The organism is uncultured Sphingomonas sp. (assembly GCF_937859915.1).
Lineage (GTDB): Bacteria > Pseudomonadota > Alphaproteobacteria > Sphingomonadales > Sphingomonadaceae > Solisphingomonas.
The window spans coordinates 63,831-79,125 of the sequence record NZ_CALMAW010000088.1; the positions used below are offsets into that span (position 1 = coordinate 63,831).

The following is a 15,295-nucleotide window of genomic DNA, read 5'->3' on the forward strand; positions in this document are numbered from 1 at the left end:
CTGCGATCCTCTCAGAGCTTGCCGGCTGCGGCCTGCTGCATGAAGCTCGGATCGAAGCGCAGCTTTACATTGGCCGCGTCGCCGAGCGTCTTGCCGCCGGGCAGGCCGATGCCCACCGCATCCGCCGACTTAGCACCAGGGCCGAACAGCCCCTTCGAGAAGCTGAAGTCGCGCACCTTCGTCATCGTGCTGCCGAGCGTTGGCGAGGTCAGCGCCGACACGGCATCCTGCGGCGTGCTGTAGAGGTGGGTGGTGGCAAGCTGCGCGTCGAACGCCTGTGGGGTGGTGCCTGCCATCCGTGCCATCTCGGCGCGCGCGGCGGCGCCGGCGGCGTCCTTTTGCTGCATCAGGCCGATCGTCTCGTACCAGATGCCGGTAAGCGCCTTGCCGAGATTGGGGTTTGCCTTGAGCGTCGCGGTGTCGACCGCAAGCAGGTCGAGGATCTCGGCAGGCACCTGCTTGGAATCGAACACCAGCTTGGCGCCCGGCATCTTGGCGAGTTCGGTGAGTTGCGGGTTCCAGGTGACCGCGGCGGTTGCGGCAGGATTGGCGAAGGCGCCGACGATGTCGGCATCCGAGGTGTTGACCGTCTTCACGTCGGACAGCTGGAGGCCGACCGTCGAGAGCCCGCGCGCCAGCAGATAGTGGGAGACCGACAGCTCGACGAGGTAGACGGTACGGCCCTTGATGTCGGCGAGGCTGGCGGCATTCTTGAGGACGATGCCGTCATTGCCGTTCGAATAGTCGCCGAGGATGATCGCGCTGGTATCCTTGCCGCCGGCGGCGGGAATGGTGAGCGCGTCCATGTTGGTGACGGTGACGCCGTCGAGCTTGCCGGCGTTGAACTGATTGACCGACTCGACATAGTCGTTGACCTGGGTGAAATCGATCTTGATGCCGTATTTGTCAGCCCATTTCTTCACGATGCCGGCTTTTTGGGCATAGGGCCATGGCATCCAGCCGGCATAGATCGACCAGCCGATCGCGAAGTCGTGGCGTGCCGTCGCGTGTTGTGCACTGCCGCCACAGGAGCTCGCCAGCAGCATCGCTATGGTTGCCGTTGCCAGACGCGCCTTCGACAGCAAGTTCGCCATGTCTATCCCCATGCTTCGCGTCGTGCGCCAGAAACACCCAGAATTCCTGCCCGCACTGTGCCGCCGATATTACGTTTGCGCAATCCGGTAATAAAATATATATCGACTGCATGAGACCTGCCGCCTCATTTTTGGATGCCGCAATGCGTCATTTGCGCACTATCCTCGCTGCTTTTCTACCCGTGAACGAGAGGCAGGCGAGTCACCTTGGAGCCGCAATAACCAGTCGGAGATCGCGCGATTGGCGGGGTCGTTGCCGCTCTAATCGCAGGCGGGCCACGATAGTGGCAGCGAGGCTTCCGCTGATGCAGCGGCACTGAGCGCGTGGCCGCGTGACGCCGAATGCGCTCTTGGACATCGGCGGGGTCGCGGCGATCCTTGGCACTGGCCTTGTGGCGCTGTCGGTCTTCCTCGTGCGCAACCGCCGCGCTGCAGAGTTAGAGCGGTTACGGGATGCGCAGATGCTGCGGGATGAACGCGCCGCGCACGCCGCGACTAACGCCGACTTGCTGCGCGCCAAGGAGGTGGCCGAAGCGGCCAACGCCGCCAAGACGCGCTACCTTGTTGCGGTCAGCCACGAGATCCGCTCGCCGCTGAACGCCATTTACGGCTATGCCCAGCTTCTCGAGCGCGACGACGCGATTCCGCCGATTGAGGCGGGCGGCGTAATCCGGCGTTCCGCCGAACATGTCACCAACCTCGTCGAAGGCCTGCTGGACATATCGCGGATCGAAAGCGGCGTGCTCAAGCTTCGGCAGGATGTCGTCCGCCTGCCCGCGCTGCTCGACCACATCGTCGAGATGTTCCGCATGCAAGCGACAGCGAAGGGGCTTTCGCTGGACTATAGGGTCGAAGGCCGGCTGCCCGCGTTCGTGCGGACCGACGAGAAGCGGTTGCGTCAGATCCTGATCAATCTTCTCTCCAACGCGATCAAATATACCGACACCGGCGGCGCGACCCTGACGATCCGCTACCGCAGCCAGATGGCGCTGGTCGACGTCGCCGACACCGGCATCGGCATCGCCGCGGACGATCTCGAACGGATTTTCGAGCCGTTCGAGCGCGGCGGCGCGCCCGAATCCGCGCTGCAGCCCGGCATCGGCCTCGGCCTGTCGATCACCCGCCTGCTCGCGCGGATCCTCGGCGGCGAAGTGACGGTATCGAGCGAGCTTGGCCGCGGCAGCCGGTTCCGGCTGCAGATCCTGCTGCCCGAGCCGATGACGCCTCCGGTCGGCGTGCCTGCCTATGACCGCGTTGTCGGCTATCGCGGCGACTCCAAGACGATCCTGGTCATCGACGACAATTTCGCGCAGCAGACGGTCGTGCAGCATTTGCTTCGGCCGCTCAATTTCGTCGTCTTCGCCGCAACCAGCGGTGCCGACGGCGTGGCGCTCGCCGAGCGGTGCGCGCCGGATCTCGTACTGCTCGACATCCAGATGCCGGGAAGCAGCGGATGGGAGGTCGCGGCGCGGCTCCGCGCGGCGCTCGGCCGGTCGCTGCGGATCGTGATGGTCTCCGCCAATGCGCACGAGTTTCGCGCGGGCAACGACGGCCAGAGCGCGCATGATGCCTTCCTGTCGAAGCCGGTCGATCTTGACGCGCTGCTCGACACGATCGGTCATCAACTCGGCCTCGCCTGGATCGTGGCCGATGACCGCGCGCCGGACCTCGGCCACGCATCGGCTGCGCTTCCGGCAGCCGCCGAGCCGTTTCTCGACGGGCTGCGGCATCACGTCAAACTCGGGCACGTCCGCGCGATCGAGACGGCGCTCGCCGAACTGGAGGCCGCCGTGCCCGATAGCGCCGGGGCCGTCGCGGACATGCGGCGGCTGCTCGGCGCGTTCGATTTGCGGTCGCTGGCGCGAAGGCTCGACGATGTCGGCTGATCGCCTGGGCAGCGGATCGGGCGCTACCATTCTCGTCGTCGACGACACGCCCGAATCCCTGCGTTTCTTGACGACGACGCTCGAGCGCGCCGGGATGACCGTCCTGATTGCGATCGACGGGCTCGCGGCGCTCGAACTGCTCGAGCATGTCACGCCCGATCTGGTGCTGATGGACGGGGTGATGCCCGGCCTCGATGGCTTCAAGACCACGCGGCGGATCAAGGCCGACAGCCGCTTCCGCCATGTGCCCGTGATCTTCATGACCGGGCTGACCGAGACCGAGCATGTCGTGCAGGGACTAGAGGCGGGCGGGGTCGACTATGTCCACAAGCCGATCGTCGTCGACGAACTGCTTGCGCGAGTCTCGGTCCACCTTGCCAATGCGCGGAACGCGCAAGGTAGCCAGCTCGCGCTCGATACCGCCGGGCGGCCGTCCTTCGCAGTCGATGCGGACGGGGCGATCGGCTGGCTGACGCCGGTGGCAAGCGCTACGATCGAGCGGCTATATCCCGGCTGGACGCTCAGCGATGTGCGCTTGCCGGAGCAGCTTGCGGTCGCGGTGCAGCGTCTCCAGGGTTCCGACGTGCCCGACGGCGCGCACGTCGCCCTCGAGATAGGGGACAGCCTCGTCGAATGCACGCTGCTGCGCCATTCGAGCGCCGGCCAATGGTTGTTCCGCCTGACCGAGCGCCGCGAGGGTGATGCGGAACGCCTGCTTGCCGAGCGCCACGGCCTGACCTCGCGTGAGGCGGAGGTGCTGATCTGGATAAGCCGCGGCAAGCAGAATCGGGAGATCAGCGAGATACTGCACATCAGCCCGCGCACGGTTAACAAGCATCTCGAGCAGATTTTCGAGAAGATGGGAGTCGAGAACCGGGCGTCGGCGACGGCGATCGCGGTCGGAACGCTCTGCGAATAGCGTGGCGACCGGGGCGCCCCTCAGCCTTGCCGGCCGCTCCGCGCTCGAGCGCGGCGACCTCGACGGTGCGCGTCGGCTGGCCGCCGTTCGGATGACCGATGCCGCCGGCAGGGCCGAAGGCCATTTCCTGCTCGGCATGGCCGACGCCGGGAGCGGCCGGGTGGCAGACGGCATCCGTCAGATTGAGCAGGCGGTGGCAATCGCGCCCCACGGCGAATATCGCGCGCAACTCGCGCGGCTCTACGCGCTGGTCCGGCGCGACGGCGACGCGGCCGCGACCTTGCGCGACGCCGAGGCGGCGCCGCCCGCGGATGCGCTCGGGCGCGACACGATGGGATGCGTCTATGCGCGTCTGGGGGATCATCATGCGGCGCTTCCGCATTTCGATGCCGCGGTCGCGCTCGCGCAGGACAATGACGCGTTCCGCTACAATCGTGCGGCGACGCTGAGCTTTCTTGGACAGGCCGAGGAGGCCGAAGCCGAACTCGAGAGACTTCTCGCCCACGCGCCGGATGACGCGCGGGCGCATCATCTGCTCGCGGGCCTGCGCAAACAGACCGAGGCGCGCAATCATGTCGGGCGTCTCCGCATCGCGCGCGATCGGGCGCCGCCGGGGCGCGATCGCCTGCTGACCGGCTATGCGCTCGTCAAGGAGCTCGAGGATATCGGGCAGGGCGACGAGGCCTTCGCGCATCTCGTCGCGATCAACGCCGCGCACCGGCGCGGGCTGGACTATGACGCTGGACGCGACGCGGCGATCTTCGATGCGGTGGAGGCGGCCTGGCCGCACGTCGCGCGGGCGCCCGCCGGGCGCGCTGCGGCGGACTCGCCGATCCTGATCATCGGCATGCCGCGCACCGGCACCACGCTCGTCGACCGCATCCTGGCGTCGCATCCCGATGTGGAAAGCGCGGGCGAACTCCAGGCGCTGCCGCTCGCGGTCAAGGCGGCGTCGCGGACCCGCAGCCGCACCGTGCTGGATCCCGAGACGATCCTGGCGGCCGCGCCGACCGACATGCGTGCGATCGGGCACGATTATCTCGCCCGCGCCGCGCATCATCGGCGGACGGCGGTGCCGCGCTTCGTGGACAAATTTCCGGGGAACGTCTTCTATGCGGGGCTGGCGGCACGCGCGCTGCCCGAAGCGTCGATCGTCTGCCTGCGCCGACATCCGATGGACACTATCCTCGCCAATTTCCGCAACCTGTTCGCGACCGGGTCGCGTTACTATGACTATAGCTACGATCTGCTCGACATCGCGGCCTATTATGTCCGCTTCGACCGGCTGATGGCGTTCTGGCGCGCGGCGCTGCCGGGCCGTATCCTCGAGCTTCGCTACGAAGCACTGATCGTCGACCAGCAGGGAGAAAGCCGCCGGCTCTTGGCGCATTGCGGTCTCGACTGGACCGACGACTGCCTCGATTTCCACACTAACGCCGGCGCGGTGTCTACGCCCAGCGCCGCGCAAGTCCGTCGCCCGATCTATCGCGACTCGGTGGCGCGATGGAAACGGCATGCCGGGGCGCTCGAGCCGGTGCGCGCCTATCTCGAGGCGAACGGGATCGCCGTCGAGTAACGCTGCGCACGCGCGAGCCGCGAAGCGACCCGGGCCGGCACGTCCGGCGTCGGATCACTTCGTTTCACGTGCAAGGTACGTTCCGCGCCTACTGGGTCGCCACCGTTGCCGGCAACGCCTAATCCGGTCCGGAACGCCTCAGCGCGAGGCCAGCTGGGTCGTCTTGCCCGTGTCGGCGCGTGCGGTCGCGGCTGCGATGCGCGAGCGGATGTCGGCCGTCACGTCGGCGCGGCAGGCGCGTGCCTGTTCGCCGAGCGCGAGATGGATCGAGCTCATCCCTTCCCCGCAGACGCTGTTGGCCGCCTGGTCGATGCGAATTGCGAGGCGCTGCTGGCCGTCGACACTGGTGAGATCGAGGCCGCGCAGATCGAGCACGACGCTGTCCGCCGAAAAGGGATTGTCGCTCGAGGCCGCCAGGGAGGGCGTCGCCGCCAGAATCGCGACGAATGCCGCCATGCCGAATTTCATCATCATCTCCTGCATCTGCTCGCCTGTCGCTCTGCGGCGATCAGGCAGCCGGCAAGTAAGACCGGCCGGCAGTCTATGCAAGTATAATGACAAATATTACTGAATAGAGGATTGGTAAGATTATTACCGGATTCAAGACTAATGTGCGCGCACTATAAGCGTCGCAAGTTCCACACGTCGTTCGAGTGCGCCGGGGGGCGGCACCGCCGGGTCCACCGTCTCGATCCCGGTGGCCGCGTCCGAGAGGCTGACCGGCAGCGTGCCGTCGGTGGCGCGCCGCCAGTCTCGCGCCACCCGAAGCGGCACGGTCACGCGCCAGGCATGGATGCCCTCGACCACGAAATTCTGTCCCGCGATCCGCACCGCAACCGCGGCATTGGCGCGGCGCCCCGAGACGCGAAGGCAGGTATCACTGCCGCAATGGACGAGCCGAGCCTGTGCCGCAGCAGCCCCGCTTCCCGTCGTACAACCCACCGTCATGGCGACCAGGATGGCGGCGGCTCGTCGTGCCGGTCGTGCGGAGGCGCATATTAGCATAGCCGCCGGATACGAGACGCCGCACCGCCGCGTAATGCGCCGTTTGACGTAGGGTGCGCGGATATTCGTTCGCTTACGTCAAATGCCCCATGTCGGAGACGCCGTTATTATCGTTTAACATATTCGTAATACGCGGATAGCCCTAAGATGGCTGGCGCAGGGAAGGGATGTCGCAGGAGGCGCTCGGGACAAAATACGAGGGGACATAAAGATGGGTGGACGTTTCTCCCGCACTAGGTTGCTGTGTGCGACCGCGCTAGTCACTTTTGCGGGCACGGCCGCCTTCGCGCAGGAGGCGCCTGCTGCGGGGCAGGATGCGTCCTCGACCTCGACGACTGCCAATGGCAGCACCGCCAACGGCAACGAGATCATCGTCACCGGCAGCCGCCGGCGGACAACGTTGCAGGATGCGCCGATCAACATCAGCGCGATATCGGCCGAAACGCTCTCGAAGGAGCGGATCAACGACGTCCGCGGGCTGGCGGCATTCACGCCCGGCCTGACCGCTGTCGATACGGGGCCGGCCTCGACCGGCAACATCATCCTGCGCGGTATCAATTCCGGCGACACCAGCGACGCCGGCGCAAATCATAATAATTCCGTCGGCGTCTATTTCGGCGAAGTGCCGCTTTATCTCGACTTCAAATTCATCGACATCCAGCGGGTCGAGGTGCTGGAGGGGCCGCAGGGCACGCTCTACGGGCTGGGCACACTGGCCGGCGCCGTGCGCTATATTCCCAACCGGCCGGACACGGACCGCTTCTCGGTCGATGTTCACGGTCGCGGCTACGCCGAGTCGCATTCGGATGATTTCGGCGGCAGTGGCGACGTTGCGATCAACATCCCGATTGTGAAGGACCACATCGCGTTCCGAACCGCGACGGGCTATTACGACGAAGCAGGGTTCATCGACGACAAGTACATTCTCCAGAACCCCGGCACGTCCAATCCGCAACCGGCGCGCGGCACCGCGATCGCCGACAACGGGTTCGGGACATCGGCCGACTATGCCGCCAATTTCCGCGCGAAGAAGGACATCAACTACGAGCACACCTTCACGACGCGCAATCAGCTGCTCCTCGAATATAATCCCAACATCAAGGCCTACCTGACCTACGCGCATCAGCAGACCAAGACGGGCGGCAGGCAGGCTAATGCAGACGGCGTCCTTGGTACCGGTGACTACGAGGCGCCGTTCCGCTACGCGGAGCCCTTCGATCGCAAGGCCGACCTTTATTCGGCCGAAGTGTATGTCAACATGTTCAACATCGCGCAGCTGGTCAGCGCGACCGAATATACAAAGCAGACATTCACCAACACCGAAGACAATACCGATCTCCTGCTCGACCTCAATTATGGCTATGAGGCGTTCCCGAATTTCTCGTCCTACGCCATCAATCATGAACGCGATAAGCAGTTCAACCAGGAGCTTCGCCTGGTCTCCACCCATGGCGGTCCGATCAACTGGGTGATCGGCGGCTTCTACAACCAGCAGAAGACCGAGAATGACCGCCACGAATATACGCCGGGGTTCGCGCAGTTCGCCGGCATCGATCGCCCGGACAATCTCGAATATGAATCCTCGTCGCACAGCAAGCTGACCGAGAAGGCGGTGTATGGCGAGGGCACGCTGCACATCACCAAGGCGTGGCAGGTCACCGGCGGCATCCGCTATTTCAAATATAATGTGAACACGGTCGGCGGGCAGGCGCTGCCGCTGATCGGCGTCGGCATCGCCGATTATCCGTCGACGACGATCGACCCGTCGCGCTTCACGCCGGGGCATGCCGCCGCCGACGGGGTCGTCTGGAAGGCCAACACCTCTTACAAGTTCAGCAATAATCTGCTCGCTTATGCCACCTATTCCACCGGCTACCGGGTCGGCGGCGCCAACCGCGTGGTGCCGTGCACGGCCGCCGACCTGGCGCGCGCCGCCGCCGGCGGGCAGGTGCTCTGCGCGCTGCCGAACGAACTGTTCTACAATCCGGACAAGACGCGCAACGCCGAGATCGGCGTCCGCGCATCGATGTTCGACAAGCGGGTGCAGTTCACGCTCGACGGCTTCCATATCAATTGGACGGGCATCCAGGTGCCCAGCCAGACCACTTACGGCGCCATCGGCATCATCAAGAATGCCGGCAAGGCGGTGTCGCAGGGCGTCGAGTTCACCGGCACGGTCAAGGTCAGGCCGCGGCTCGTCGTCCAGGCCAACTATGCCTATACCGACGCACATCTGACCAGCGTCGCGCCGAATCTGGTTGTCGTGCAGGATCCCCAGGAGCAGCTCGATGGCGAGCCGGGCGACCGGCTGCCCGGTTCGACCAAGAATTCGGGCAGCGCACAGGCGACCTACACCTATCCGCTCGGCGAGGATCGCGCGGTCGAGGCGAACTGGACCACGACCTATACCGGCAGCATCTATTCGCGCGTCGGACTGCGCGGCTTCGGCACCCGCATACCGGGCTATGTGACGCACCGCGCGTCGCTGACCTATCGCACCAAGAAGTATGACATCAGCCTGTTCGCCGACAACATCTTCGACAAATATGCGGTGACGTCGATCGGCAACGACCAGAGCTCGCTCGATCGGATCCGCGATGCCTTCGGGACGGTGGCGGGCCAGGGCGTCGTCGAGCGCTTCTACACGCAATCGGTGCTGACGCCGCGGCGCGTAGGCCTCGACTTCAACTTCCACTATTGAGCGAGACCGGTCCGGATGACGCGGTGGTCCAGCGCGGGGGGCTACGTCATCCGGACACCTATACGGTCGCGATCACGTCCCTATGCTGAACGTCCGGGGGGCGCAGGTCCGCCTCCCGCAAATCTCTTTCTCTTGCAGCCGTCACCGGGTGGGAATGCGATGAAGAAGATCCTGTTCAGCTATGCGCAGCCCGCGATGGTCGCGATCGTCCTGCTGTTCTGGGCGTTCGCGCCGGCGGGCTGGGTCAAGGGCGCATGGACGCTCACGATCGCGACGTCGGTGACGACGCTGTTCGTCCTGGGTCTCGAACTCGTCAACGAGCGGCACGCCAGCTGGCGGCTGACCAAGACGGAGTTCTTCACCGACCTTTTCTACGTCGTGCTGGGCGCGACCGCGATCCAGTGGGTGTCGACCAAATTGGCCGACGATCAGCTCAAGGCCGCCAAGCACGCGCTCGGCATCGCGACACCATGGGCGATGCATCTGCCGTTCGTGGCGCAGGTCGCGCTGGTCGTCTTCCTCGTCGAGTTCGGGCAATATTGGATGCACCGGCTGATGCACAACGCCACCCCCTTCTGGCTGACGCATGCGCCGCATCACCACATCACCCAGCTGAATGCTATGAAGGGCGCGGTCGGCAATCCGATCGAGCTCTTCCTGATCAGCCTGAGCGTGGTCGCGCTGTTCGACCTGTCGCTAGCCGCCGAGCTTTGCGCGTTCAACGTCCTCGCGGTCATCTCGACCTTCGCGCACGCCAACACGCGCTGCGATCCGCCGCGCTGGTACGCCTTCCTGTTTACGACGATCCGCCACCACAGCCTCCATCATTCGGTCGCCTATGAGGATACGCGGTGCAATTATGCCAATTCGCTGATCCTGATCGATCGCCTATTCGGCACCTATCGCGATGGAGAGTCCGAGCTGGTCGGCCAGGACGCGCGCCGGCGGCTGTCGATTCCGGAGCAGTTCCTGTTCCCGCTGCAGCCCGCGGTCGCCAAGCTCAGGGCGCGGCGGCAGACTGCCGAGACCGTGGCCGATCGCGGCATGAGAGATCGGGAAACCGCCATCGCGTCATCGACGGCGGCCGGATGATGGGGCGATCAAGGGGCGTGTCTTGCTGATCATGAACAGACTTTGGATGAGGGGCGCGCTCGCCATGGCCATTGGCGCGGGCTTTGCCGCAACGCCCGCCGCCGCCTCGGCGCCCGAGGAGCGCGTGCTCACGGTCCCCGGCTTCGCCGACTTCCTGGCCGTCGACGGATCGTCGGTCTGGGCGACCAACCGCGGCCGGGTCGAGCGCTGGTCGAAGAAAGGCAAGCTGGCCGAGGTCGTCATGACGCACCCCTGCGGCGCGATGGCGGTCGCGTTCGGATCCCTGTGGGTCGCCGACTGCAAGGAGCGGACGCTCAATCGCATCGATCTCAAGACCGCGCAGAAGACGGCGGTGATCGCGACGGGTATCGCCAATCCCAAGGGCGAACTCAACGTCGTGGCGGGTGCCGGATCGATCTGGGTGGCGACCGACGACGCGGGTCTGATCGCCCGCATCGATCCCGCGACCAACGCCATCGCCGCGACGATTCAGGTCGATCCGAGCACCTATTATCTGGCCTTCGGTCTCGGATCGCTCTGGGCGGTCAGCGCGGTTCATCAGAGCCTGCAGAAGATCGATCCGCGGACCAACCAGGTCGTCACACGCACCGCGCTCGGCCGCGAGCCCGGCTTCCTCGTTGCCGGCGAAGGCGCGGTGTGGGTCCAGGAACAGGGCGACGGGACGTTGGCACGGATCGATCCCGAGACCGGCACCGTGTCGGGCCGCGTCAAGGTCGACGAGACGCTCAAATATGGCGATATCGACGCGGGCGGCGGCAAGATCTGGCTGCGCACGACCGCCGGGCAGACCTTCGTCGTAATCGATCCCGGGACGCTCGCGATCAAGGCGCGGGTGGGTGCGGCGACCGGCAGCGGTGCGCTGCGCTACACGCCGAAGCGCATATGGACCACCTCGCATGACGTGCATACGCTGTCGTGGTGGAAGCAACCCGCAAAGATCGGCGAGTGAGCTGAAGATGACCGAGGTCCTGTCATGATCTTCGTCCGTCGCGTCGCCACGTTGCGGAGGTCCGCGGCTCTTGTCGCTACCCTCATGCTGTCCGTCGCCGCCGCGCCGGCCAGCGCGCCGGCGCGTCTCGGCCCCGCCTTCACGCATTGGATCGACGGCACGACCGCAGACGAACCCGAGACCCAGGTTCAGCGCATCGACGCCGACACGTTCGTCATGCGCCAGTCCGTGAAGACGAATTTCGAGGCACCGTTTCTCTATCTGCTGTTCGGCAAGGACCGCGCTTTGCTGATCGACAGCGGCGCCGGTGGGCTTCAGATCAGGCCGCCAATCGAGCGCGTGATCGCCGATTGGCGCGCCCAGCATGGTAACCGGCCGGTCCATCTGATCGTCGCGCATTCGCATGGCCATGGCGATCACCATGGCGGGGACGACGAATTCCGCGGTCGGCCTGACACCGAGGTCGTCGGGCTCAAGCCGGAGGCGGTCGCGGGGTTTTTCCACATCGGCGACTGGCCGCGCGAGATCGGCCACTATGATCTCGGCGGGCGTCTGCTCGACGTCATTCCGACGCCCGGCCATGAGCCCGCGCACATCATGGTCTATGATCCGCAGACCCAACTGATGTTCTCGGGCGACATGCTCTATCCGGGCCGGCTCTACGTGCCGCTCAACCAGTTCGACGCCTATCGCGCGAGCGCGGACCGTCTCGCCGCCTTCGCCAAGACGCATCCGATCCGCGCGCTGCTGGGCGCCCATATCGAGATGACGACGACGCCCGGGCAGGACTATCCGATGAAGGCCGCGACGCATCCGGCCGAACACGGTCTTGCGCTGCCGCCCTCGGCGATCACCGAACTGGACCAGGCGGTCGCGAGCGCAAAGTCGCCACCCGCGATCGACCGGCACGCCGATTTCATCGTCTATCCGGTGCCCCCGAGGCCAGCCGGCTGACGGGCAGCAGACGCCGGCTGCGACGGAAGACGGGACTGGGCTCGGTATCGGCTGGCGTTCGCCTGGTGACGGCGTCGAGCAGAGCAACCCGGACTGGTGCGATGCCGCTACGGATTACGCGTCGGCAGCCAGGTGCCGTGTATCCCCGGCGGTACGCGGTGCGGCAGGCGCACGACCGCGACCGGCGGCGCATCGATCGTCCGCGCATCGATGATCTCGAGCGCGGTGCTGTGCCCACCGGCATCGATCACCAGGCCGATCAGCCAGCCGTCGTCCTCGGCCTTGCCTTCACCGCGCGCCACGAACATGAACTCGCCGGCGACCCGGCCCTTACCGAAAATGTGCGCCTGCCGGGTACCCGCCTCGAGATCATGCTTGAACAGCGGCGCCTCGCCGACGAGCGTCTCGCCGATCTCGTCGGGCAATCCCATCGCATAGGCGTAGCGATAGGGTCGTCCGGTGCGGCGCTCGTCGATCCGCGGCAATTCCTGCGGCGTCGCATCGATCATCTGCCGGGTGACCGTGCGGGCTAGCGGATCGATCGTCCAGCGTTCGAAGCCGCGCGGATTGCTGTCGGGGCCGTCATTCTCGTCGGAGAACATCCGGTCGTAGGCGATGACGTCGAGGGTGACCCGGCCGTCGGGCAGATCATAGGCGTTGGCGGTGTGGAAGACGAAGCACGGGTCGAGCGCAATCCAGATCATGTCCTCGGCGTCGCCATCGCGGGGCAGCAGGCCCAGGCGGGCCGGGTGGCTGGCGTTCCAGCGGTAGGGAAAGCCATGGCCCGAGACGACCGTGCGCAGCGAAAGCGTGAGCGGCAGGTCGAGCACGATCACGAACCGGTCGGTGATCGCGCAATCGTGGATGAGCGGCCCATGCGCGACGGGGATGACCACCGTGCGCCGGACTCGTCCTACGGTATCGATGATGTTGTAGCGGACGCGCTTGGGATCGGTCGCCTCATAGCAGATGGCATGGAGCTCACCGGTCGCGGGGTCGCGCCGGGGATGCGCGGTGAACGAGCCCGGCAGGGTGCCGCCGAAATCGTCGAACCGTTGTCCCTCCAGCGTCTCGTCGAACCGGACCGGGGTGCTCCCCGCCTCGACGAGCGCATAGGCGCCGTTCGCATGTCCCAGGATGCTGGTGTTCACCGTGTCGAAAATGTGTCGCGGACCGGGCGCTGCCGCGACGCCGCGCGCCTTCGCCACCGCCTTCGATCGAATCCAGCGGTTGCGATACCAATGCGCACGACCGTCGGCGATCCGGATGCCGTGAAGCATGCCGTCGCCGGTGAAGAAATGGTAGCTGCGGGGGTCGGCATCGACCGGATTGGGGCCGATCCGCACATAGCGGCCGTCGAGTTCGGCCGGGATGGTGCCGTCGATGACGAGGTCGGTCAGCGTCAGCTCCTCGGTCATCGGCCGGTGGAGGCCGGTGAGCAGCGGATGCGGCGCGTCGCGCGGCGGCAGCCGCCAGCGGTTGAACGCGGCGATGCCCGAGACCAGCGGTGAGGACACGCCGCGCACCGCGCCTTCGATCAGCGCTGCGGCGCGTTCGGCAACGGTCATAGGATCCCCTCGTCCGCGCCGCATCGAGGGCGCGAGGCTCCTAACGTACGCCGGCGTGGATCGAGCCACGATGTCGGGCGGCTGTCGTCGCGGTTGCCACGAGGGGCCGAGATCGCGGGCTCTGCAACCGCGCCCCTCCTGCTGGCGCGCCTTTGCCAGTCGATCGATGCCTACGACATAGGATGATCAAAATCGCCGGTCGAACGGCGCGCAGGCCCCAGTGTCGCGCGTATCCGGCCTGTCGCATGGGCAGGGTCGCTTGCAGCGCGGACCTTGAGAATACGGTCAACGGGTGGCGCACGCTGCCCAGCGCCTTGCGGGTGTCGACCTGCTCGCCGATGGCGTCGACGCCGAAGCGGACCACCTCCTATTGGCGTGGCAGCGATTCGTCACGCGAGGCGCGGAGTGCGATCCGCTTGCGCTATTCCCGCTCGCGCCGCCGGCGAGGCGCGGGTCATGCGGCCGCCGGTCTGCTACGGTCCTGTCGCGGGCTCGACCGCCAGCGTCGCGGCGCCGGCGAGCGGATGGAATATGGCCTTCCACCGCGAACCGTCCGGATCGGTACCGCCGAGCACGAGCAGTTCGCACCGACTATGATCGAGCCAAGCAAGAATTGTGTCGGGTTCGACCCGATCCCGTAGCTCGACCACGATCAGGAGGCCGGCTGCGTCGCGCACATAGCCGGTGCAGAAACCCTCTGTTGCGCGTCGGGTGCGCCGCACCGCGTCCTTGAGCATCGCGTGCGCCGCGCCGCCGACCACCCATGCCGGCGGTGGCGCGATACGGTCCGGGCGCGGCAGCCGCGTCGCGCGCGCCGGAATCGGCTGCGCAGGACGGACCAGCGGTGGCGCACGCTCTGCCGCATCGGCGACGGGTTGAGGGAGGGCTGTTGCCGCTGCGCGCTGCTCGTCGCGGCTCGGCAGCGTGGCGACAAGGCCTTGCGGCATCTCCGTCGCCGGGATCGGATTTGCCGTCCCGCAGAAGCGGCAGTCATAGCCGCCATCGCGCCGCGTGCCCCCGCCTCGATTGGGTACGACGATATGGTAGAGCGCGGCCAGGCGAACCTCCTGCACGCGCCGGCATTGGGCGCAGCGTCGCTGGAGCGGGCGGGAAAGACGGGCGGTGACCATGGCGGCGGCGGTCCTGATCGGAGGGAGGGGCGTGGCTGAACGCCTGGAACAGCGAGACAGCGCCCTGCGCGATGTCGGCGGCGAGCGCTAGGCCATCGACGGCGACCAGATGGCGATCGAGTGACAGCAGATCCAGAAGGCGGGGCGCCGTCCCGACCTGCTCGATCTGCTCTCGCGCCGTGCCCAAACCGCACCCGCGGATTTTTCTGACGAATCGGGTTGACGACAAAAGCCTGTCGACCTATTTGCGCCCCTCCGAACGGCGCTTCGCTAGAAACGACGCACGGTCGACCTACTGATCGCGAGCCGGAAGCGCCTATTTTCAGGTGTTTTTGACGCGTGATCCGGTTCATTCTCATTGTTGGTATAGATGAAGGGACATGTGGGCGGCGGCTCCGGT

Annotated in this window: 12 protein-coding genes; 7 read left to right on the forward strand and 5 right to left on the reverse strand. The window is 66.1% G+C overall.

Features of this window, described 5'->3' with window-relative positions; translation table 11 throughout:
• Positions 1 to 11 precede the first annotated feature (11 nt).
• A complete protein-coding gene (locus tag Q0326_RS11485) occupies positions 12 to 1,094 on the reverse strand; it encodes a putative urea ABC transporter substrate-binding protein (RefSeq protein ID WP_298690358.1) in 1,083 nt (360 codons plus the stop codon).
• Between the two features lie 461 nt (positions 1,095 to 1,555).
• Between Q0326_RS11485 and Q0326_RS11490 the strand changes: the two genes are divergently transcribed.
• From Q0326_RS11490 to Q0326_RS11500, 3 genes are all read left to right on the forward strand, one after another.
• Entirely contained in the window at positions 1,556 to 2,980 is a 1,425-nt protein-coding gene (locus Q0326_RS11490) for an ATP-binding protein (RefSeq protein WP_298690361.1), read from the forward strand.
• A complete protein-coding gene (locus tag Q0326_RS11495) occupies positions 2,970 to 3,899 on the forward strand; it encodes a response regulator transcription factor (protein WP_298690364.1) in 930 nt (309 codons plus the stop codon). The genes Q0326_RS11490 and Q0326_RS11495 overlap by 11 nt, the downstream gene beginning before the upstream one ends.
• Positions 3,900 to 3,990: 91 nt before the next feature.
• On the forward strand, positions 3,991 to 5,475 hold the full coding sequence (locus tag Q0326_RS11500; RefSeq protein ID WP_298690396.1) for a sulfotransferase: 1,485 nt from the start codon (positions 3,991 to 3,993) through the stop codon (positions 5,473 to 5,475).
• A 138-nt stretch (positions 5,476 to 5,613) separates the two neighbouring features.
• On the opposite strand, the gene Q0326_RS11505 is transcribed toward Q0326_RS11500, so the two are convergent.
• Both Q0326_RS11505 and Q0326_RS11510 read right to left on the reverse strand, forming a co-directional pair.
• On the reverse strand, positions 5,614 to 5,958 hold the full coding sequence (locus tag Q0326_RS11505; RefSeq protein WP_298690369.1) for a UrcA family protein: 345 nt from the start codon (positions 5,956 to 5,958) through the stop codon (positions 5,614 to 5,616).
• Between the two features lie 123 nt (positions 5,959 to 6,081).
• Complete coding sequence (locus Q0326_RS11510; protein WP_298690372.1) at positions 6,082 to 6,423, reverse strand: hypothetical protein; 342 nt, start codon at positions 6,421 to 6,423, stop codon at positions 6,082 to 6,084.
• 268 nt (positions 6,424 to 6,691) lie between these two features.
• Here Q0326_RS11510 and Q0326_RS11515 point away from each other — a divergent pair, with 268 nt between their 5' ends.
• The 4 genes from Q0326_RS11515 to Q0326_RS11530 all read left to right on the forward strand — a co-directional run bounded on the left by Q0326_RS11515 (position 6,692) and on the right by Q0326_RS11530 (position 12,197).
• On the forward strand, positions 6,692 to 9,181 hold the full coding sequence (locus Q0326_RS11515; protein WP_298690375.1) for a TonB-dependent receptor: 2,490 nt from the start codon (positions 6,692 to 6,694) through the stop codon (positions 9,179 to 9,181).
• 159 nt (positions 9,182 to 9,340) lie between these two features.
• Positions 9,341 to 10,273, forward strand: coding sequence for a sterol desaturase family protein (locus Q0326_RS11520; protein WP_298690378.1), 933 nt, complete (start codon positions 9,341 to 9,343; stop codon positions 10,271 to 10,273).
• Positions 10,274 to 10,337: 64 nt separating this feature from the next.
• Entirely contained in the window at positions 10,338 to 11,243 is a 906-nt protein-coding gene (locus Q0326_RS11525) for a YncE family protein (RefSeq protein WP_298690381.1), read from the forward strand.
• Between the two features lie 84 nt (positions 11,244 to 11,327).
• Positions 11,328 to 12,197: an MBL fold metallo-hydrolase gene (locus Q0326_RS11530; protein WP_298690384.1), complete on the forward strand. Its 870-nt coding sequence runs from the start codon at positions 11,328 to 11,330 to the stop codon at positions 12,195 to 12,197.
• Positions 12,198 to 12,304: 107 nt separating this feature from the next.
• Here the strand turns inward: Q0326_RS11530 and Q0326_RS11535 are convergent, their stop codons facing one another.
• Both Q0326_RS11535 and Q0326_RS11540 read right to left on the reverse strand, forming a co-directional pair.
• Entirely contained in the window at positions 12,305 to 13,765 is a 1,461-nt protein-coding gene (locus Q0326_RS11535) for a carotenoid oxygenase family protein (protein WP_298690387.1), read from the reverse strand.
• 473 nt (positions 13,766 to 14,238) lie between these two features.
• Entirely contained in the window at positions 14,239 to 14,838 is a 600-nt protein-coding gene (locus Q0326_RS11540; RefSeq protein ID WP_298690390.1) for a hypothetical protein, read from the reverse strand.
• Between the last annotated feature and the right edge of the window lie 457 nt (positions 14,839 to 15,295).